Below are 20,147 nucleotides of genomic sequence, written 5' to 3'. Positions count from 1 at the left end.
GTGACGGAATGGCGGGTGGACCCGGACGATCCGGACCGCGTCGACCCGGCCTCGCGGCGCGAGGTCCTGCGTGCCGAGCAGCCGGCCCGGATCCACACGATCGACCTCATCGCCTTCAACCCTGCGGCGAAGCCGGGCGAGGCCGACTACGGCAAGCTCTATCTCGGCCTGGGCGATGGCGCCTACCGGGAGGGCGTTCCCGATCCGCTCCGCCAGGCCCAGGACCCGTCCACGCCGCTGGGATCGATCCTCCGGATCGATCCGCTGGCCAGCGGGGACGATGGGTACCGGGTGCCCGAGGACAACCCGTTCCTGGGCAGGCCCGGCTACCTGCCCGAGACCTGGGCCTTCGGCTTCAAGAACCCGGAACGGTTCAGCTGGGACGGCGTGACCGGGAAGATGCTCATCTCCGACATCGGGCAGGAGCATGTCGAGGAGATCAATCTCGGCCAGCCCGGCGGCAACTACGGCTTCGGCCTGCGCGAGGGGACGTTCGCGCTCGATCCCAAGGACGCGCGGAAGCTGTTCAGGCTGCCGGCCGACGATGCCGGCAACGGCTTCACCTATCCCGTGGCCCAGTACGACCACGACGAGGGCGATGCGGTCATGGCCGGCTTCGTCTATCGCGGCCGGGCGATCCCGGCGCTGCAGGGCCACTATGTGTTCGGCGACCTCGTCCGCGGCCGGGTGTTCCATGTCCCGGTCGGTGAACTCGTCCAGGGCCGTCAGGCGGTGATCCGCGAGCTCACGCTGCTCGACCAGGGGCGGGAGACGACGCTCAAGCAGCTCACCGGCAACAGCCAGCGGGTCGACCTGCGCTTCGGCATCGACGGCAAGGGCGAGCTCTACCTGCTGACCAAGCAGGATGGCGTGGTCCGTGCGGTCCTGCCGGCGCGTGCGGGGACGGCCAAGCCTGCTCCCGGTGCGCAGGTGCACCGGTAGCCACGTGGCCCTTCAGCTCCGCGAGGCGGCGATGCGAGCCCGCTCGGCATCGCATCCGGGCAGGCGGTTGCGCGGGTCGAAGCTCTCGGCCGCCCCGGGCTTCTCGCAGAGCGGCAGGCCGGCCTTGCGGGCGCCGGCGATGAACAGGGCAGCAGCACTGCCGCCCGGCTGGTAGAGGTCGTTGTCGACCCAGGCCTCGGCGTTGAAGCCGGGATCCAGGCGCAGCACCTCCCGGGCGTGCTGCCGCGCCTGGTCCGCGAAGCCTGCCTGGGCGCAACTCAGCGCCAGCATGACCCGCACCTCCAGCCAGGGATCGGGCACCTTCTCCAGCGCGGTCACCACGTCGGCGTAGCGGCCGGCGAAATAGAGCGGCATGGCGTAGGTCAGGTAGTGGAAGGGCGGGTGGAGCGGGTCGAGCTCGTTCAGCGAGCGCTCGACCAGCCTGATGCCCTCATGGGCCCGTTCCGCCCCGAGTGCCTGGGCAATGCTGCCGCCGACCCAGCGGTTGACCAGCGCGTTGTTGGGGGCGAGTTCCAGGGCACGCTGCCAGGCCTGCCAGCCCAGCTCGACCTCGCCCTTGCGGAAATGCGCGTTGCCGAGGGTCAGCTGGACCTCGGCATCGGCCGGATCGAGATCGGCGGCACGCTGCGCCGCCTCGTCGGACTTCTGCCAGGCACGATCGCGATCACCGGACCAGCCGTTCAGCGCGTCCTGCTCATGGATGCCGGCGAGGAAGGCCCAGGCGCGGGCGAAGCCCGGATCGAGCACGATCGCCCGTTCCACGAGCCGCTGGGCCTCCAGCATGCCGTCCCGGTCGTGGCGGCGGTAGGGATCGGCAGCCAGAAGATAATAGTCCCAGGCGGTGAGGCTGCCGGGCGTGCGGCGCTGGGCGCGCTCGCGCCACTCGGTCCAGATGGCACCGTCATAGCCGGTGAGCGTCCCGACCAGCCGGGTCAGGACCTCGTCGCGGACCCGGAACAGGTCGCCGGCCGGCCGGTCGTAGCGTTCCGACCAGAGATGGGTGCCGCTCGCGGCATCGATCAGCTGGGCGTTGATCCGGATGCGCGCCGGCTCGACCTGCAGGCTGCCTTCCAGCACATAATGGACGCCCAGCAGCCGCCCGACCTCGCGGACGTCGGTGCCGTTGCCCTTGATCGCCTCCACCGAGTTGCGGGCGATCACCAGGAGGCTCCGGGTCCGCGCGAGCTCGGTGATCAGGTCCTCGGTAAACGCCCCGGCCAGGCGCTCCTGCCGCTCGCCGCCGCTGAAATCGTCGAACGGGAGGACCGCGATGGCCGGGCGGTCGGGCAGTGCCGTGTCCTGGCCAGGCCCCTGCAGGCCGTGCCACCACGCACCGGCACCCAGGCTCAGCAGGAGCAGGAGGGCCGCGGCGGGGCGCCCGGGCCGGCGGAGCTTGAACCGGAGCCGGGCAGCGGTCCCGCCGAACCGGACCCGGTAGATCCGCACCGGCCGCTCGATGCTGCGGACCCGCCGCTCGCCGATGAACTCCAGCGGCAGGTCGAGCTTGCCCTGGAGATGGTCGTAGGCCGTGCCGGAAATGATCACGCCGCCCGGCTCGGCCAGATGCTCCAGTCGTGCGGCGACATTGACCCCGTCGCCGTAGAGATCGCCATCGGCCTCGCGGATCACGTCGCCGAGATTGATGCCGATCCGCAGCCGGATGCGCCGGGACGAGGGGATCTTCGCCTCCTTCCCGCCGCAGACCTGCTGGATCGCCACCGCGCAGCGCACCGCATCGACCACGCTGGCGAACTCGACCAGGGCGCCATCGCCCATCAGCTTGACGGTGCGCCCTCGATACCGGGTGATCAGCGGCTCGACGCAGCTCTGGCGGAACGCCTTGAGCCGGGCCAGCGTGCGATCCTCGTCCTGCTCCATCAGCCCGGCATAGCCCGACCACGTCGGCGGCCAGGATCGCGGCGAGCCGCCGCCTGCCCGCGGAGCCGGGCGCGGTCGTCCTTATCGCGGGCTTGTCCATCGCCCAAGGCCTTCCAGCCACATCGGACCGGGCATCATATATCTGCTGTCCCCTGCGGCGAACGCGCCAGAGGTTGCATTCCTATGTTTATGTCCAGCAGCGCGTCCGTCTGCACGGTCATCCGGACGGGCCGGAGCTGGAGACGCTGAAGAAAGCGGCGGGCTGCCACGGCAGCCCGGCCGCCTCCGGTCATCCGCTCAGCCGGCCAGCAGCTCGCGGAGCGGCGCGTCGATGGCGGCCCGGTCGCCAGGGTTCATGAGCGCCATGTGGCCCCAGGCCGATTCCACCACCCGCACCTCGGCGTTCGGGATGTGTTTCGCCTCGCCCTGGCTGTCGACTGGCGGGAAGTAGCGGTCGTTGTCGATCGGCACGATGATCGTCCGTGCCTTGATGGCCCGCAGCGCCGCCTCGAAGTCGCCGCCATAGGTGGGATTGGCGCTGATGTCGCCCTGCTCCCAGGTCCAGAGCTGCGAAAGGAGGTTGTTGGCGTCGCAGCGCCCGAAGAAGGGCTCCCAGAAGTCGGCGACGTGCTCGAGCGTGTTGCGCGAGCCGAGCGGCCGGAACACCTCCTCGCGGAAGAACGGCTCGGAGGTGCCCCAGCCGGCATAGATGGTGGCGAATGCCTGGATGCCGCGGACCGGCGGGCGGTCGTAGAAGCCGTCCTGGAAGGCGGGATCGAGTTCCAGCGTGCGCCGCAGTGCGAGGAGGAACACCTTGTTGAAGTTGCCGGTCCGCGCCGAGCCGGCGATCGGGCAGGCCGCCTGCACCATGTCCGGGTACTGCGCGGCCCACTGGAAGGCCTGGCAGGCGCCCATGGAGAAGCCGGTGACCAGCCGCAGCCGCTCGATGCCCAGCCGCTCGGTGATCAGCTGGTGCTGCAGGCGGACATTGTCGTGCAGCGTCACCTTGGGGAAGCGGCCGCGGTCGACGGGGGCCGGGCTGTTGCTGGGCGAGGACGACAGGCCGTTGCCGAGCAGGTTGGTCAGGATGAAGAAGTATTTGTTCGGATCGAGCGCCCGGTCGGCGCCCAGCATGAAGGTCTCGCTGTCGGCATGGGTGCCAGTGTACCAGCTCGGCACCAGCACGGCATTGTCGCGCGCGGCGTTCAGCTTGCCGCGCGTGGCATAGGCCAGCCGGGCGGTCGGCAGCACGCCGCCCTTCTGCAGCATGAAGTCGGGTACCTCAAAGGTCTCGAAGTCGCTCATCTCGTTCCTCCCCGAATTGCCGTGGCGGGGCCGCCGGCATGGCCGCCAGTCGTAGGCCGGGTCGGCGGGCAGCGCAAAAGCCCGATGCTCCTTGGGCCGGCTCTGGCACCCGGCCAGCCGTGACCGATGGTTCCGCCTGCGCTAGATTGCAGCGCAGCAAAAGGCTTGGAGATGGCGATGGCACTGGCGTCGGCCGCGACTGGAGCGGCATCGGCGAGGCTCGGGCGTTTCGACTGGCAGGACCCGCTCCTCCTGGAGGAGGAGCTTTCCGACGAGGAGCGGATGATCCGCGACGCGGCGCGGGAATATTGCCAGGGCTCGCTGATGCCGCGGGTGCTGGAGGCGAACCGGCACGAGATCTTCCATCGCGAGATCATGACCGAGATGGGCGGGCTCGGCCTGCTGGGCGCCACCATTCCCGAGGAATATGGCGGAGCGGGTGCTTCGTATGTCGCCTACGGGCTGGTCGCGCGCGAGGTCGAGCGGGTCGATTCCGGCTACCGCTCGGCGATGAGCGTGCAGTCCTCGCTGGTGATGTACCCGATCCATGCCTACGGCGACGAGGAGCAGCGCAAGCGCTGGCTGCCGGGCCTGGCCAAGGGCGAGCTGGTCGGCTGCTTCGGCCTGACCGAGCCGGACTTCGGTTCCGACCCGGGCGGGATGCGGACCCGGGCGAAGAAGGTCGACGGCGGCTGGTCACTGTCCGGCTCGAAGAACTGGATCACCAACTCGCCGATCGCGGACCTGGCGGTGGTCTGGGCCAAGGACGATGCGGGCGAGATCCGCGGCTTCGTGGTCGAGCGCGGCACCAAGGGCTTCGAGACGCCCAAGATCGACGGCAAGTTCTCGCTGCGCGCCTCCACCACCGGCATGATCATGCTGGACGAGGCGTTCGTGCCGGATGGGAACCTGCTGGCGGGGGTGAAGGGCCTCAAGGGCCCGTTCGGCTGCCTGAACCGGGCGCGCTACGGGATCAGCTGGGGCTCGATGGGGGCGGCGGAGTTCTGCTGGCACCAGGCCCGGCAGTACACGCTGGACCGCCAGCAGTTCGGCCGGCCGCTGGCGGCCAACCAGCTCATCCAGAAGAAGCTGGCCGACATGCAGACCGAAATCGCGCTGGGGCTGGCGGGTGCCTTGCGCACCGGGCGGCTGATGGACCAGGGCAAGGCGGCGCCGGAGCTGATCTCGCTGATGAAGCGCAACAATTGCGGCAAGGCGCTCGACATCGCCCGGGTCGCCCGGGACATGCATGGCGGCAACGGCATCGCCGACGAGTACCATGTGATCCGCCACGTGATGAATCTGGAGGCGGTCAATACCTACGAGGGCACCCACGACATCCACGCTTTGATCCTGGGCCGCGCCCAGACCGGCATCCAGGCCTTCGCGTGATGAGCGGGAAGCGGCCGATCACGCTGACCGACGGGGTCGCGGCCAGCGGCTCCACGCGCAGCGGGCTGGAGGTCATCCAGGGGATGATCGACGGCGACCATGTCTCGTCCATGGCGACCACCATGGACTGCCGGGTGGTGGAGGCGGAGCAGGGCAAGGCGGTGATCCGCGCCGTGCCGAACGAGGGCTTCCTGAACCTGCACGGCACGGTGCATGGCGGCTGGGCGGCGACCGTGCTGGACACGGCGCTGGGCTGCGCGGTGGTGACCACGCTGGCGCCCGGCCAGGGTACCGCCACGGTCGAGCTGTCCACCCGGTTCCTGCGGCCGATCTTCCCGGAGACCGGCCCGGTGCTGGCCACCGGCACCGTGCTCAACCGAGGCCGGCGGCTGGTGCTGGCGGAAGGGCGGATCGTTTCGGAGAAGGACGGCAAGCTGCTGGCCCAGGCGACCGGGACCTGGACCGTGCTGGAGCCGGAGTCCAGGTAGGATCGCCGGCCGTCCGCGTCTCCAGGCCAGCGCGCTCCCGGGCGCGTGATCCTGGAGACGCGGGCGGGATCAGTCGTCCCAGTTCGGCAGTGCCTCCAGCTGCTCCTTGGTGAGGCTGGTGACCAGGCCGTTCTCGCCCTTGGTGAGCTGATCGATCTCGATCACCACGTCCTTCTCGCCGATGCCGAGGAAGCCGCCCACTTCGGCCGACACCGCCGTGATCTGGCCTTCCGGCGTCATCAGGACGTCGTCGATCTCGCCGATCCTATCGCCATTGGGACCCACCAGGTCGAGATCCTCCACCTCGTCGACGGTCAGGCCGAACGCCTCGACCCTGGTCGCGTCATCCGCCTCGACCAGCGTGGCCGTCTGCGCATGGGCGATGCCGGCCACGCCGATGATGGCGCCGGCGAGGATCCATTGCCGCATCACTCGTCACTCCTGTCTCGATCATTCTGGCTCTACCAACGCCAGGATCGACCGGTGGTGCCATGGGATGCAGGGTCTTTCCGCCGGCCCAAACACAAACGACCGCAGCGGCAGTCACCGTTGCGGTCGTCAGGTCAGGCACTCGATGAGGTCGGCGGGGTTCGGGCCCCGCCGGTTCGTCGCACGCTCGTGGTTTCAGACCGGCCGCTTGTCGGCCGTGTTCTCGTGGGCGGGAGCGGGAACGTCGTCGGCCTTGGTCACGGCCGGGTCGTCCTGCATGCCCTTCTTGAAGGTCTTGATGCCCGAGGCGAGGTCACCCATCACCTTCGGCAGCCGGCCGGCGCCAAACACGATCAGCACGATCACCAGCACGACAATCCAGTGCCATGCGCTGAAGGAACCCATCGAAACTCTCCCAGGTGCGACGTACCCGGAACGTAGCGACGCGCGGTCGGGATGCCAAGCAGCGATGGGCCGGGCTCGTGCCAAAGCGGCAGGATAACGTCCGCAGACCCGGTGGGGCTCCCTGCCCGTGTCGAAGATTTATGTGGTTCTTGTCGGGAAAACGCACAATTTTGTGCGTTTTCTCACATCCAGGGGCCGGGCGTCCGTGACACACAGGTGGCGCTGAGGGCTCTGTATCGACCGGGTGGTTCAAACCGTTCGCGGTTCCACCCGGTTCTTTTTTTGCCCGCGGCACCGGGCGCGCCCCGTGCTTGCCCAAGCCCCCCGGCCCCGCCATGATCCGCGGCCTTCGGCAAGGATTGGGGACAGGGGATGCGGATCGCGGCATGCATGAACCGGCTCGGCACGGAGAGCGCCTTCGAGGTGCTGGCCAGGGCCGTGCGGCTGCAGGCGGAAGGCCGCTCGATCATCAATCTGGGCATCGGCCAGCCGGACTTCCCGACCCCGCCGCACATCGTCGACGCGGCGGTCAAGGCGCTGAAAGACGGCCATCACGGCTACACCCCCGCCAACGGCATCCTGAAGCTGCGCGAGGCAGTGGCCGCCGACATGTACCAGCGCCGCGGCGTGGAGGTAGATCCGGACCGGATCCTGATCGTGCCCGGCGGCAAGGTGACGATGTTCTTCGCCATCCAGATGTTCGGCGAGCCGGGTGCGGAGATCATGTACCCGGACCCGGGCTTCCCGATCTACCGCTCGGTGATCGAGTTCACCGGCGCCAAGGCCGTGCCGATCCCGCTTTTGGAGGAGAAGGGCTTTTCCTTCTCGGCCGAGGACGTGCTGAGCCGGATCACGCCCAACACCCGCCTCATCATCGTCAACAGCCCCGCGAACCCCACCGGCGGCGTGGTGCCCCAGGAGGAGCTGGACCGGCTGGTGGACGGGCTGCGCGCGCATCCCGAGGTGGCGATCCTGTCGGACGAGATCTATGCGCGCATGGTCTATGACGGCGTGCCGCACGCCTCGCTCACCGGCTACCCGGAGATCCAGGACCGGCTGATCCTGCTGGACGGCTGGTCCAAGACCTATGCGATGACCGGCTGGCGGATGGGCTGGGGCGTGTGGCCGAAGTCGCTGATCGACCTCGCGACCCGGTTTGCCATCAACGTCCATTCCTGCGTCAACGCCTCGGCCCAGTATGCCGGCATCGCCGCCCTGGAAGGCCCGCAGGATTCGGTGGACATGATGATGGCGGCGTTCGCCAAGCGGCGCGGCGTGATCGTGGACCGGCTGAACCGGCTGCCGGGCTTTTCCTGCGTGAACCCGGGCGGCGCGTTCTATGCGTTCCCCAACATCACCGGCACGGGCAAGAGCTCGCGCACGCTGCAGGACGAGATCCTGAACCAGGCCGGAGTGGCGCTGATCTCCGGGACCAGCTTCGGCATCCATGGCGAGGGCTATCTGCGCTTCTCCTATGCGGCATCGGTCGAGGCGATCGAGGAAGCATGCGACCGGATCGACCGCTACCTGAGGGGCTGAACGAGGCGCCGAGCCTGGACGCGCTGCTGGTCGAGATCCGTGGCTGCCGGCGCTGCGCCGGGCTGCTGCCACTGGGTCCCCGGCCGGTGGTGCGACCCAAGCCGGGGGCGCGGCTGCTGATCGTGGGCCAGGCACCCGGCACCCGCGTCCATGCCACCGGCATCCCCTGGAACGACCCGTCCGGCGAGCGGCTGCGCGCCTGGCTCGGGGTCGGGCGGGAGCAGTTCTACGACGACCCGGCCATCGCGATCATGCCGATGGGCTTCTGCTATCCGGGCAAGGGCAGCTCCGGCGACCTGCCGCCCCGGCCGGAATGCGCGCCGGCCTGGCACGGGCAGCTGCTGCGCCACATGCCGGACCTGCGGCTGGTGCTGCTGGTCGGCGCCTATGCGCAGCGGCACTATCTCGCCACCGCGCTGCCGCTGACCGAGAACGTGCGCGGCTGGCGGAGTGCGCCGGCCCCGTTCTTCCCCCTGCCCCACCCGAGCCCGCGCAACCTCGCCTGGTTCAAGCGCAACCCATGGTTCGAGGCCGAGACGCTGCCGGACCTGCGCGCCCGGGTGAGCGACCTGCTGGCGCCGGTGGCGGCGTGATCGCAGAACTGGAGGCGGGGCTGGCGGCGCATGGCCTCAGCCTGCTGGGCGGCTTCGCGCCGGAGCCAGGCGACGCGGTGCCGGGCGACCCGGCCACGGTGCTGCTGGTCGGCAATGTCGGCAGCGCCGTGTACCCGCATCTCCAGGCGGCGCCCGAGCGAAACGGGCCGCAGCCCCTGGACCGCTGGACCCGGCGGGTCGTGGCGGAGGTCGCCGCACCGCTGGGGGCAGCCTGCCTGTTCCCGTTCGACGGGCCGCCCTTTCATCCGTTCCAGCGCTGGGCGATCCGGGCGGACGGGCGGTTCAGCGCGTCGCCGCTGGGGCTGCTGATCCATGAGCGCTACGGGCTGTGGGCGGCGCTGCGGGCGGCCCTGCTGCTGGATCGCCCGGTGGCGCTGCCGCGGCTCGAGGCGACCGGCAGCCCGTGCCGGAGCTGCGCGGGGCGGCCATGCCTGACGACCTGCCCGGTCGGCGCGTTCCGGCCGGATGGCTACCAGGTCGCCGCCTGCCGGGCGCATCTGGGCACGCTGTCCGGCCAGGACTGCATGATGGGCGGCTGCCTGGCCAGGCGTGCCTGTCCGGTGGGACGCGAGCATACCTATGAGCGGCCGCACGCGGCGTTCCACATGCGGGCGTTCCGGGTGGGCGGAAGGTAGGCGCGGTCTTCGGCGCCCCGGCAGCCTAGGTCCCGGCGGCCGCCAGGGCGCTCTCCAGGTCCGCGATCAGGTCGGCCACGTCCTCCACCCCTGCGGAAAGGCGCAGCAGGTTGGCGGGCGCCGGCGAGCTTTGGCCCTCGATCGAGGCGCGGTGTTCCAGGAGGCTTTCCACCCCGCCGAGCGAGGTCGCGCGTTTCCAGAGGCGGACATTGGCGGCGGTCGCGATGGCGGCCTGTTCCCCGCCCCGGACCAGGATGGAGAGCATCCCGCCAAAGCCGCCCTGCATCTGGCGCGCGGCCAAAGTGTGGCCCTTGTGGGTGGGCAGGCCCGGATAGAGGACGCGCTCGACCAGGGTGTGCTCCTGGAGGCGGGCGGCGAGGTGCATGGCGTTGCCGCAGGCGGCGCGCAGGCGCAAATGGAGCGTGCGCAGGCCGCGGGTGAGCAGCCAGGCCTCGAAGGGCCCCAGGATGGCGCCCTGATCATGTCGGATCGTGCGGATGCGGGACCAGATCTCCGCGTCGGCGTGCCGGGTGACCAGCGCGCCCGCGACCACGTCGCTGTGGCCGTTCAGGTACTTGGTCGCCGAGTGCATGACGAGGTCGGCGCCCAATTCCAGCGGCCGGGTGAGCAGCGGCGTCGGCACGGTGTTGTCGACCGCGACCAGGGCGCCCGCCCGGTGGGCAAGCTCGGCAAGGGCGGCGATGTCGCTCACCGCCCAGGTCGGGTTGGCCGGCGTCTCCAGCCAGAGGAGGCGCGTGCGGCCCGGGCGAAGCGCAGCGCGCACCGCCTGGGTCTCGGTCGTATCGACCAGCTCCACCGCCAGCCCCCAGGCGGAGGCGGTCTCGAGCAGCCACTTGCGCAGGCCCCAGTACATCACCTGGGGCGCCAGCACATGGTCGCCCGGCCGGAGCGCCTGGAACACCGCGGTCGCCGCCGCCATGCCGGAGGAGAACAGCAGCGCCTCGGCCCCGCCCTCCAGCCCTGCCAGCACCGCCTCGGCCGGCTGGTAGGTCGGGTTGCGGTCGCGCGCATAGTCGAAGCCGCGGCGATACGCGTTGTCCGGGTCGCGCAGGAAGGTCGTGCTCGGCTGCAGCGGCGGGATGAGGCCGCCGGTGGCCGGGTCCTCGATGCCGGCAGCCTGGGCCAGCAGGGTTTCGGGCCTGAAATCCGTCATGCTCGTCCTTCCCAAACGGCGCACCCGTCCGTTGCGGCCGCGCTGGCGCATCGCGCACGCGCTCCCGATCCGGGCAACCGGCAGCCGGAGGCCAACAATGCCGCGCAGCCGGGCACGGATACAATGCCGCGCAGCCGGGCACGGATAAAGGCGTGCGGATGCCGGCGGCGATCCTCGACCGCTTCGGGCACGCCTAGGTTCCATCCGCCTGTGGCGCCGAGGGCTGCGATGCCGGCCGCGCCCATCCGGCCGCCGCGGCAGCCATCGCCATGACGGCGAGGAGACAGGCGGCGCCGAGGAACGTCCCTTCGTAGCCCACCCGGGCGATCCAGGGCGTGCCGATCAGCGGCGAAGCGAACTGCCCGATGAAGATGGAAGCGGTCAGCAGCCCGCCCGCCAGACCCCGGCGCGATGCGGGCGCCAATCCGAGCGCCAGCGGGACGAAGGCCGGCGAGACCAGGGCGTAGCCGATGCCAATCGCGGCCGCGCCGGCGAGCGAGACGGGCAAGGCTTCCGAAAGGACCAGCAGGAGGAAACCCATGGCCATGGCGCCGTAGCCGACGGCGAAGACGCCGCCATGGCCGATCCCGGCCTGGACGCGAGCATAGAGAAGGGCGAGGCAACCGCCGGCCAGGGTCAGCGCGCCCAGGGCCATGCCGGTCGCGACCGCGCTGTCGATGCCCCGCGCGTCGAACAGGAAGGGCAACTGCGTCGGCATCAGGAAGAACAGCATGTTCGTGAGGCTCTGAAGAAGCACCAGCGCCGCGAAAGCCGGAATCCATGGGCGATGCGCTTCTGCCCCGGCTGCGCGCGCGCCCTTGCGCGGTTTCGTTGGCACGACCGGCTCGACGATGTCCCGCCGCATGAACGGGAGGTAGACGAGCGGCAGTGCGTAGATCGCGAAGGGCGCGCGGGGCGACAGGAGCGCCAGCAGGCCGGCCAGCGAGACGAAGAGGAAGCCGCCGAAGTTGCGCGCCGAGGTCTGCAAGGCGGCGAAGGCGCTGCGCTGCCGGTCCCCGAAATAGTCGCCGATCAGCGCTGTCTGCGCGGTCATCACGAGGGCGACCGCGATCCCCAGGACGAGGCGGCTGGCGAAGATGGTCGGCAGATCGGGCAGGAGGAGCCCGGCGCTGCCGGAGAGGACGAAGAGGAGCACCCCCCCGAGCAGCAGGCGCCGCCTTCCGAACCGGTCGGCCAGCAGGCCGGCGAAGGGGGCCGTGAGCGCGACCGCCAGCGAGGGCGCCGGCACGAGCAGGCGGGTCAGGATCGCCGCGTTCGGGTCGCTCTCGAACAGACGTTCCAGTGCGGGAAGCGCCGGGCTGATCGTGGCGTTCGCCATGACGGTCATGGAGGCCGCCATTAGCAGGGCCGCGGCCCGGCCGTCGTACCGGACTGCCCGCCGCCCTGCGGTTTCCGCTCCTTGCATGCCCCTGTCTCCTTGGCTCAATCATCGCATCGGGGCAGGCTACGAGTTCAAGCCGACTTGAGGTCAAGCATGGGCATGATGGATATCGGCGAGGTCGCGCGGCGTACCGGGGTGCCTGCGTCGACCCTGCGCTACTACGAGGAAGTCGGCCTGATCCGGCCGGTGGGGCGGCGCGGGCTGCGGCGGCAGTTTGATCCGGGCGTGCTCCTGAAGCTTGCGCTGATCGAGCTGGGGAAGGTCGCGGGCTTCTCGCTCGGCGAGATCGCGGGAATGTTCGGGGAGGACGAGACGCTGAACGTTCCCCGGGCGGACCTCCATGCGAAGGCCGACGAGCTGGGCCGGCAGATCGCGCGGCTCCGGGCGCTGCGGGACGCCATTCGCCACGTCGCGGACTGCCCGGCGCCGTCGCACCTGCAGTGCCCGAGCTTCCGCAAGCTGCTGACGTCGGTGTCTTCCAGAAAGGCGAGCGGCCGGTCGGGGCGGATCGTGCAGGGCGGCCGCGGCCGCAATTCTGGGCCGGATCGCGCTCCCGGATAGGCCGGAACGGGAGGCTGCGCGATGGGCGGCGGCGTCGGGTCGATGGGACGGCCGCCGGCTACCCCGCCATGCTGCCCGCTACTCCGCCGCGACCAGCACCGGCTGCTCCGGCCTGGCGCGGAAGCGGGCCAGGAGCTCGGCCTCGCGCGCCTTGGCGGCCTGGAGGTTGCGTTCCTTGACGTGGCCGAAGCCGCGGATCCGGGACGGGATTGCCGCCAGCTCCTCGGCCAGGGCACGGTTGGCGGGGGTGAGGCCGGCCAGCAGCTCCTCGACCAGGGTCTCGTACTGGCCGATCAGGGCGCGCTCGGTGCGGCGCTCCTCGGTCCGGCCGAACGGGTCGAAGGGCGTGAAGCGCAGCGCCTTGCCGTGGCGGAGCAGGCGGAAGGCCTGGCGCATCCAGGGGCCGAAGGTCGACTTGCGCAGCTGGCCGGTCGCGTGGTCGCGCTTGGCGAGCATGGGCGGGGCCAGGTGGAAGGTCAGCCTGCCGGTCGACTGGAACTCGCGGGCGAGCTGGGCCTGGAAGGAGGGATGGCTCCAGAGCCGGGCGACCTCGTACTCGTCCTTGAACGCCATCAGTCTGAAGAGATTCTCGGCCACGGTGCGCGCCAGGGTCTCGGTGCCGAGCTTGGTCTGCTCGACCAGGCGGGCCCGCTTGACCATCCGCTCGTAGCGCTCGGCATAGCGCCGGTCCTGATAGTCGGTCAGGAACGCCATGCGCCGGGCGACCAGCCCGTCCAGGTCGGCCGGGAGTGCCGCCGGGGGATGGGCGGCCGGCGCCAGCTCGGCCTGGACTGCGGCCAGGTCGTGGGCGGCGCGGCGGCCGAGCGTGAAGGCGGCCTGGTTCATCGCCACCGCCACGCCGTTCAGCTCGATGGCGCGCATCAGGGCGTCCAGGCCCAGCGGGATCAGGCCGCGCTGCCAGGCGAAGCCCACCATGAACAAATTGGTGGCGATGCTGTCGCCGATCAGGCCGGTGGCGATCCGGCTGCCGTCGACGAACTCGGCCAGGCCCTCGCCCGTGGCCCTGGTGATGGCACGGCGCAGGCGCTCGGCCGGGAAGGAGAAGTCGGCGTTGCGGGTGAAGTCGCCGGTGAACGTCTCCTCCAGGTTCACGACCGCGCGGGTGACCCCGGCGCGGACGGTGGCGAGCGCCGGCTTGCTGGCGGCCACGACCTGGTCGCAGCCGATCAGGACCTTGGCCCCGCCGGCGGCGACGCGCGGCGAGCCGATCTCGTCCGGGCTCTTCGCGATCTTCAGGTGGGACAGGACTGCCCCGCCCTTCTGGGCAAGGCCGATCATGTCGATCGCGGCGATGCCCTTGTTCTCCAGATGCGCCGCCATGCCGAGCAGGGCCGCGATGGTCACCACGCCGGTACCGCCGATGCCGGTCACGACGATCCCGTAGGTGCCCTCGATGGCCGGCAGGGCCGGCAGCGGCAGGTCGGCGGCGGTGGCGGCCAGATTGCGCCGCTCGCCCTTCTTCAGCACCGCACCCTCGATCGTCACGAAGGACGGGCAAAAGCCCTTCAGGCAGGAGAAGTCCTTGTTGCAGGCGGACTGGTCGATCCTGCGCTTGCGGCCGAGCTCGGTCTCGACCGGCTGGACCGCCACGCAGTTGGACTGCACGCCGCAGTCGCCGCAGCCCTCGCAGACCAGCTCGTTGATCACGACGCGCTGGTCGGGGTCTGGGAACTCGCCGCGCTTGCGGCGGCGGCGCTTCTCGGCAGCACAGGTCTGGTCGTAGACGATCGCGGTGACGCCCGGGACGGTGCGCAGTCGGCGCTGCAGCGCGTCCAGCTCGTCGCGATGGTGGATCTTCACCCCGTCGGCCAGGTCGTAGCCGATCGGGTATTTGTGCGGCTCGTCGGTGACGACGTGGATCTCCCCCACGCCCTCGGCATGGAGCAGCCGGGTCACCTCGGCGACGTCGAGATTGGCGGTCTCCATCTTCTGGCCGCCGGTCATCGCGACCGCGTCGTTGTACAGGATCTTGAAGGTGATGTTGGCCTTGGCGGCCATGGCGGCGCGGATCGCCAGCGAGCCGGAATGGTAGAAGGTGCCGTCGCCGATGTTCTGGAAGACGTGCTCGCGGGTCGAGAACGGCGCCTCGCCCAGCCAGGACGCCCCTTCCCCGCCCATCTGGGTGTAGCGGGCGGTGTCGCGGTCCATCCATTGCGCCATGTAGTGGCAGCCGATCCCGGCCCGGGCCTTGCTGCCTTCCGGCACCTTGGTGGAGGTGTTGTGCGGGCAGCCCGGGCAGAAATAGGGCAGCCGCAGCATGGCCGGGTCGTCGGTCACCACGGCGACGCGGGCCTCGACCTCGGCCAGGCGCTCGGCCAGCTCGGGGTCGTGGGCGCGCTCCAGCAGGGCCCGGCCGATCGCGAGCGCCACCTGGTTGGAGTTGATCGCACCCCAGGACGGGAACAGGGTCCGGCCCAGCCGGTCGTGCTTGCCCTCGATCACGGGCGCGTTGGGCTGGCCGTACAGGAGGCTGCGGACCTGGTCCTCGACCAGGGGGCGCTTCTCCTCGACCACGATCAGGCGGGACAGGCCGCGCGCCGCCTCCTCCAGGCCGCGCGGCTCGAGCGGCCAGCTCATGCCGACCTTGTAGACGCGCAGGCCCAGCGCCTTCGCGCGGGCCTCATCGATGCCGAGATCGTCCAGGGCCTGGATCGTGTCCAGCCAGGCCTTGCCGGTGGTGGCGACACCCAGCCAGGCATCGTCGCCGCCCATCACGGTGCGGTCCAGCCGGTTGGCGCGGGCGAACGCCTTGGCCGCCTCCAGCTTGAAGCGGTGGAGGCGCTCCTCCATGGCGAGCGGCGTGTCCGGCCAGCGGATGTTCAGGCCGCCTTCGGGCAGCGGGAAGTCGTCGGGCAGCGTGATCGGCAGGCGGGCCGGGTCGATCTCGGCGGACACGGTGCTCTCCACCGTGTCGTGCACGCATTTCAGGGCCACCAGCGCGCCGGAATAGCGCGACATGGCGATGCCGATCAGGCCGTAGTCCAGGATCTCCTGCACGCCCGCCGGGTTCAGCACCGGGATCATCGCGTCGATCATCGCGGGCTCGGACTGGTGCGCCGTGGTCGAGCTCTCGCAGGTATGGTCGTCGCCGAGCAGGCAGAGATAGCCGCCATGGGCGGCGGTGCCGAACAGGTTGGCGTGGCGCAGCGCGTCGCCGGAGCGGTCCACGCCCGGGCCCTTGGCGTACCAGATGGCGAACACGCCATCGTACTTGTTCTCGCCGTCCAATGCTGCCTGCTGGGTGCCGGAGCAGGCGGTGGCGGCCAGGTCCTCGTTCACGCCCGGCTGGAAGACGATGTGGTGCTCGTCCAGCAGCTTCTTCGCGCGGGTGAGCTGCTGGTCGTACTGGCCGAGCGGCGAGCCGCGATAGCCGGTGATGTAGCCGGCGGTGTTCAGCCCGGCCGCCTGGTCGCGGCGGCGCTGCTCCATCGGCAGGCGGACCAGTGCCTGGATGCCGGTCAGGAACACCCGGCCCCTGGGCTTCAGATATTTGTCATCGAGGCTGACCGTCTGGAGGTCCGTCATCCTCGAAATACTCCCTGCTCCGCTCCCGGCACCGCACCGGCAAAGAGCCGGGGCGGGTCGCCCGGAGGCCCGGATCGCCCGGCGCGCCACCAAGCGCACCGGCTCCGCCTGTTTAGATGGGGATCCTGCGCCGCCCTGTCACCCAGGTTGCGGCGCCGACACCTGCCGGCACCACGACCCGACAGCTCACGGCATCAGCTGGCCGCCGTTCACCTCGATCACCTGGCCGGTGATGTAGCCGGCGAGCTTCTCCGAGGCCAGGAACAGGAAGGCGCCGGCACAATCCTCGCTGACGCCCAGCCGCTGCATCGGGATGCGCTGGCGGACCTGCTCCAGCCGCTCCGGCGTGGAGTAGATGTCGTGGAAGTAGGTGTGGATCACGCCGGGCGACACCGCGTTCACCCGGATGCCCTGCGGCGCCAGCTCGGTGGCGATCGACTTGGTGTAGGTCGAGACGAAGCCCTTGGCGCTGGCATAGAGCGCGGCACCCGCGGCACCGCCGTTGCGTGCGGCGATCGAGCTGGTGTTGACGATGTTGCCCTTGCTCTCGATCAGGGCCGGCACCGCCACCCGGGTCGCGGTCATCACCGAGCGGGCGTTCAGGTCCATGACGCGGTCATAGGCCTCGTCGTCGCTTTCGCTGAGCGCGAAGCGTGCGACCATGTGGCCGGCATTGTTCACCAGCACGTCCAGGCCGCCCAGCTTGCCGATGGCGTCCTCGATCACCGACTTCACCGCATCGGTCCTGGAGAAGTCACCGCCGAACACCGGGGCGCCGCCCAGCTCCGCGGCCAGGGCCTCGGCCTTTTCCCGGTTCTTGTTGTAGTGGATCGCGACCTTGGCCCCGGCCTCGGCGAACGCCTTGGCCGCCGCGGCACCGATGCCGATCGAGCCGCCGGTTACCAGAACGCGCTTGCCGCCCAGTCCGAAGCCGTCGTAACCGCCTGTCACCTGTCTTCCCCGCAACGTGTCACTGGAGCCCGGAACCATGAGCGAGCCCCGCATCCTGGAGGGGCTCGGCAGCATCGCCGAGCAGTACGATGGCTTCATTCTGGACCAGTGGGGCGTGCTGCACAACGGCAGGGCCCCCTACCCCGGCGTGGTCGAGGCGCTGGAAGCCATGCGCGCTGCCGGCAAGCGCATCTGCCTTCTGACCAATAGCGGCCGGCGCGCCCGGATGAACCGCGACCGCCTGTCGGAGATGGGCTTTCCGCCGGAAAGCTATGACGGGCTGATCACCTCGGGCGAGGCCGCCTGGATGGGGCTGCACGACCGCAAGGACCCGCGGCTGGCAGAACTCGGCAAGAAGGCGCTGCTGATCACGCGCGACAACGACCTGGAGGTGGTCGAGGGGCTGGGCCTGGAACTCACCAGCGATCCGGGCCAGGCCGACTTCGTCTATCTGTCGGGGGTCGACAGCCCGCCCATGACGCTGGAGGACTACGAGCCGACCCTCCAGGAGGCGGCAGCACTGAGCCTGCCGATGATCTGCTCCAACCCGGACCGGATCGCGGTGAGCGCCGACGGCCTGCTGATCGCACCCGGCACGATCGCCGCGCGCTACGAGGAGCTGGGCGGCCGGGTCTATTATTTCGGCAAGCCGAACCGGCCGATCTACGAGGCCTGCCTGACCGTGCTGGAGGGAATCAGCCCGGAGCGGATCCTGTGCGTCGGCGACAGCCTGGAGCACGACATCGCGGGTGCGGTCGGCATGGGCATGGACAGCTGCTTCGTCATGCAGGGCATCCATGCCGAGCATTTTTCCGAGGACCTGCCGGCCGACCGGCTGGCGCTCCGGGTGCGCGAGCTGGCCGAGCGCTACGAGACCATGCCGCGCTACGCGATCCACCGCACCAACTGGTGATCGACCACAATAACTACCGAATCCTGGCTGGGGCTGACTGAATGACCGCGATCCTGTGCGTCGGCGTGCTGGTGCTCGACGTGATCTTCCAGGTGGATGAGCTGCCGAGCGGCGGCGAGAAGATGCTGGGCCACGGCATGAGCGAGGCGATCGGCGGCCCGGCCGCGATCGGCGGGCTCGCGGCGGTGCGCCTCGGCGGCGAGGCGGCGCTGCTGTCCCGGGTGGGCGACGACCGGGTCGGCACGGCACTCCTGGAGGGGTTCAGCGCGGCCGGGCTGGATGTTTCGGCGGTGGAGCGGCTGGCGGGCGGCGTCTCGTCCTTCTCCGCGGTGGCGGTCGACCCGAAGGGCGAGCGGCAGATCGTCAATTATACCGACCAGCGCCTTCATGCCGAGCCGCCGGGGCACATGCCGCCGATGGATCGTTTCAAGGCGGTCCTGGCCGACACGATCTATCCGGCAGCGGCGGCCCCGGCGCTCAAGGCCGCCCGGGAGCACGGCATCCCGGGCGTGGTCGATTTCGACGTGAATCCCAAGGCCGGCAGCCGGGAGATCCTGGACCTCGCCAGCCATGTCGCCTTCAGCCGGCAGGGGCTGCGCAGCCTGACCGGGATCGAGGATCCGGAAGCCGGCCTGCGCCAGGTGGCGGAGCGCCATGGCGGCTGGGTCGGGGTCACGCTGGGCGAGCAGGGCGTCGCCTGGCTGGAGGACGGGCAGCTGCGCCGGATGCCGGCCTTCCAGGTCGAGGTGGTGGATACGCTGGGTGCCGGCGACGTGTTCCATGGCGGCTTCGCCTATGGGTTGGCGCAGGGCATGGGGATCGAGGCGGCGCTGCGGCTGGGCTCGGCGGCCGCCGCGGTGAAATGCACCCGCAAGGGCGGCGGCCCGGGTGCGCCGACGCTGGCCGAGGTCGAGGCGTTCCTGGCCCGGCACTGAGCCCCGGGCCTCAGCGCAGCCGGTCGCGGTCGCGCTCCCGGTCCAGCTCCCGGCGGCGCTCGGCCTCCAGCAGGTCCAGGCGGTGCTGGCGGTCGAAGGCCTGCCAAGCGTCGTCGGTGCCGGACGGCCCGGTGGGTGCGGGCGTCGGGCCGGGCGGTGGCGGGCGGAAACCGGGCGTGCCGATCCCGAACACCGAGCGGCTGTCCGTGGCGTACCAGGCACGCACGTCCTCTGGTGTGGCGAGGCTCGCCAGCGGCACCGCCTCCGGCAGCCTGCCACCCGCGGCTTCGATCTCGGCCGGATCGGGCGGGGCACGCCGGCGCAGGCCATGGGCGTCCGCCAGCGGGCTGACCGGCAGCGCCTGCAGGGTCAGTTCTGTCAGCGGCACGACCGACCAGCCGGTCGGCATGCCCTCTTCGGATGCGAGCGGCGCCCAGGCGATCTGGCCGGACCCCGGGGCGGCCCAGGCTACCGGCGCCGGGTCGAAGCGGCTGCCCGGCAGCCACCACCAGTTCCCTTCGATCCGGCGCCAGCGGCCCCGGTGCTCGGCCAGGGCCGAGAACGGCAGGTCGCCCTGCCAGTACCAGCCGGCCTCCCGGGTCCAGCGCCACCGACCGCTCGAGAACGGCCGCCAGCCGTCCGGCACATGGTCCGGCCGCCAGCCGGGCCCAAGCCCCGGCAGCTCGTCCCAGACGCCGAGCGGCTTGAGCTGGTCCCGAAACTGCCGGGCCAGCGTCTGGCGCAGGTCCTGGGCCAGGGCCGGTGCCGGGAGCAGGATCGCAAGGAACAGGCGTCGTCGCATGTGACGTCATCTTGGCACGCAGGCCTCCCAAGGCTAGCTCACGGGAAACCAGCGAGCCGGACCAGGAGGCCATCGATGCCGCGCTTTGCCGCGAACCTCAGCATGATGTTCAACGAGCATGCCTTTCTCGACCGGTTCGCCGCAGCGGCTGCCTGCGGGTTCAAGGGCGTGGAGTTCCTGTTCCCCTACGACTTCCCGGTGGACGAGGTCGCCGG

18 protein-coding genes and 1 pseudogene are annotated in these 20,147 nt (G+C 70.5%); 10 read left to right on the top strand and 9 right to left on the bottom strand.

What is annotated here, in order from left to right; translation table 11 throughout:
* Positions 1-942: PQQ-dependent sugar dehydrogenase (locus VNS22_RS06480; RefSeq protein ID WP_325730775.1), on the top strand; the 942-nt coding region annotated here is incomplete at its 5' end.
* 12 nt (positions 943-954) lie between these two features.
* On the opposite strand, the gene VNS22_RS06475 is transcribed toward VNS22_RS06480, so the two are convergent.
* Complete coding sequence (locus VNS22_RS06475) at positions 955-2,841, bottom strand: adenylate/guanylate cyclase domain-containing protein (RefSeq protein WP_325730773.1); 1,887 nt, start codon at positions 2,839-2,841, stop codon at positions 955-957.
* Between the two features lie 297 nt (positions 2,842-3,138).
* Positions 3,139-4,146 (bottom strand): alpha/beta fold hydrolase, encoded by a 1,008-nt coding sequence (locus tag VNS22_RS06470; RefSeq protein ID WP_325730771.1) that lies wholly within the window; start codon positions 4,144-4,146, stop codon positions 3,139-3,141.
* A gap of 177 nt (positions 4,147-4,323) precedes the next feature.
* On the opposite strand from VNS22_RS06470, the gene VNS22_RS06465 reads away from it, so the two are divergent.
* Positions 4,324-5,538: an acyl-CoA dehydrogenase gene (locus VNS22_RS06465; RefSeq protein WP_325730769.1), complete on the top strand. Its 1,215-nt coding sequence runs from the start codon at positions 4,324-4,326 to the stop codon at positions 5,536-5,538.
* On the top strand, positions 5,538-6,026 hold the full coding sequence (locus tag VNS22_RS06460; RefSeq protein ID WP_325730767.1) for a PaaI family thioesterase: 489 nt from the start codon (positions 5,538-5,540) through the stop codon (positions 6,024-6,026). Before VNS22_RS06465 ends, VNS22_RS06460 begins: the two co-directional genes overlap by 1 nt.
* 69 nt (positions 6,027-6,095) lie before the next feature.
* Here the strand turns inward: VNS22_RS06460 and VNS22_RS06455 are convergent, their stop codons facing one another.
* Positions 6,096-6,455 carry a PRC-barrel domain-containing protein gene (locus VNS22_RS06455; protein ID WP_325730765.1) on the bottom strand — a complete coding sequence of 120 codons (360 nt, stop codon included), beginning with the start codon at positions 6,453-6,455 and terminating at the stop codon, positions 6,096-6,098.
* Positions 6,456-6,650: 195 nt separating this feature from the next.
* A complete protein-coding gene (locus VNS22_RS06450; RefSeq protein WP_191059986.1) occupies positions 6,651-6,860 on the bottom strand; it encodes a twin-arginine translocase TatA/TatE family subunit in 210 nt (69 codons plus the stop codon).
* Positions 6,861-7,250: 390 nt separating this feature from the next.
* Here VNS22_RS06450 and VNS22_RS06445 point away from each other — a divergent pair, with 390 nt between their 5' ends.
* From VNS22_RS06445 to VNS22_RS06435, 3 genes are read left to right on the top strand one after another with little or no spacing between them, the layout of a single operon-like run.
* Positions 7,251-8,399: a pyridoxal phosphate-dependent aminotransferase gene (locus VNS22_RS06445; protein ID WP_325730761.1), complete on the top strand. Its 1,149-nt coding sequence runs from the start codon at positions 7,251-7,253 to the stop codon at positions 8,397-8,399.
* The gene (locus VNS22_RS06440; protein ID WP_325730759.1) at positions 8,366-8,992 is read left to right on the top strand and encodes a uracil-DNA glycosylase family protein; all 627 of its coding nucleotides are present in this window, start codon (positions 8,366-8,368) and stop codon (positions 8,990-8,992) included. The genes VNS22_RS06445 and VNS22_RS06440 overlap by 34 nt, the downstream gene beginning before the upstream one ends.
* Positions 8,989-9,648, top strand: coding sequence for a hypothetical protein (locus VNS22_RS06435; RefSeq protein ID WP_325730757.1), 660 nt, complete (start codon positions 8,989-8,991; stop codon positions 9,646-9,648). Before VNS22_RS06440 ends, VNS22_RS06435 begins: the two co-directional genes overlap by 4 nt.
* Before the next feature lie 25 nt (positions 9,649-9,673).
* Here the strand turns inward: VNS22_RS06435 and VNS22_RS06430 are convergent, their stop codons facing one another.
* Positions 9,674-10,822, bottom strand: a complete 1,149-nt coding sequence (locus tag VNS22_RS06430) for a PLP-dependent aspartate aminotransferase family protein (protein WP_325730755.1) — start codon at positions 10,820-10,822, stop codon at positions 9,674-9,676.
* Positions 10,823-11,015: 193 nt separating this feature from the next.
* Positions 11,016-12,182, bottom strand: a complete 1,167-nt coding sequence (locus VNS22_RS06425; RefSeq protein ID WP_325730753.1) for an MFS transporter — start codon at positions 12,180-12,182, stop codon at positions 11,016-11,018.
* 135 nt (positions 12,183-12,317) lie between these two features.
* On the opposite strand from VNS22_RS06425, the gene VNS22_RS06420 reads away from it, so the two are divergent.
* Positions 12,318-12,785 carry a helix-turn-helix domain-containing protein gene (locus VNS22_RS06420; RefSeq protein ID WP_325730751.1) on the top strand — a complete coding sequence of 156 codons (468 nt, stop codon included), beginning with the start codon at positions 12,318-12,320 and terminating at the stop codon, positions 12,783-12,785.
* A gap of 78 nt (positions 12,786-12,863) precedes the next feature.
* Here VNS22_RS06420 and VNS22_RS06415 read toward each other — a convergent pair whose 3' ends face one another.
* Together VNS22_RS06415 and VNS22_RS06410 are read right to left on the bottom strand one after the other, a co-directional pair.
* Positions 12,864-16,331 (bottom strand): indolepyruvate ferredoxin oxidoreductase family protein, encoded by a 3,468-nt coding sequence (locus tag VNS22_RS06415; protein ID WP_325730749.1) that lies wholly within the window; start codon positions 16,329-16,331, stop codon positions 12,864-12,866.
* 186 nt (positions 16,332-16,517) lie between these two features.
* Positions 16,518-17,282 carry an SDR family NAD(P)-dependent oxidoreductase gene (locus VNS22_RS06410; protein ID WP_325730747.1) on the bottom strand — a complete coding sequence of 255 codons (765 nt, stop codon included), beginning with the start codon at positions 17,280-17,282 and terminating at the stop codon, positions 16,518-16,520.
* 37 nt (positions 17,283-17,319) lie between these two features.
* On the opposite strand from VNS22_RS06410, the gene VNS22_RS06405 reads away from it, so the two are divergent.
* Positions 17,320-18,195, top strand: coding sequence for a TIGR01459 family HAD-type hydrolase (locus VNS22_RS06405; RefSeq protein WP_325730745.1), 876 nt, complete (start codon positions 17,320-17,322; stop codon positions 18,193-18,195).
* Between the two features lie 41 nt (positions 18,196-18,236).
* Positions 18,237-19,130, top strand: coding sequence for a PfkB family carbohydrate kinase (locus tag VNS22_RS06400; RefSeq protein WP_325730743.1), 894 nt, complete (start codon positions 18,237-18,239; stop codon positions 19,128-19,130).
* A gap of 10 nt (positions 19,131-19,140) precedes the next feature.
* On the opposite strand, the gene VNS22_RS06395 is transcribed toward VNS22_RS06400, so the two are convergent.
* Positions 19,141-19,932 (bottom strand): DUF6600 domain-containing protein, encoded by a 792-nt coding sequence (locus tag VNS22_RS06395; RefSeq protein WP_325730741.1) that lies wholly within the window; start codon positions 19,930-19,932, stop codon positions 19,141-19,143.
* A 75-nt stretch (positions 19,933-20,007) separates the two neighbouring features.
* Here VNS22_RS06395 and VNS22_RS28240 point away from each other — a divergent pair.
* Positions 20,008-20,147: pseudogene (locus tag VNS22_RS28240) on the top strand (hydroxypyruvate isomerase); the annotation flags it as partial.

It is taken from the genome of Geminicoccus sp. (genome assembly GCF_035556675.1).
Classification (GTDB): Bacteria; Pseudomonadota; Alphaproteobacteria; order Geminicoccales; family Geminicoccaceae; genus Geminicoccus.
The sequence above is the reverse complement of the archived record's forward strand: the minus strand, read 5'-3'. Positions and strand labels throughout refer to the sequence as shown.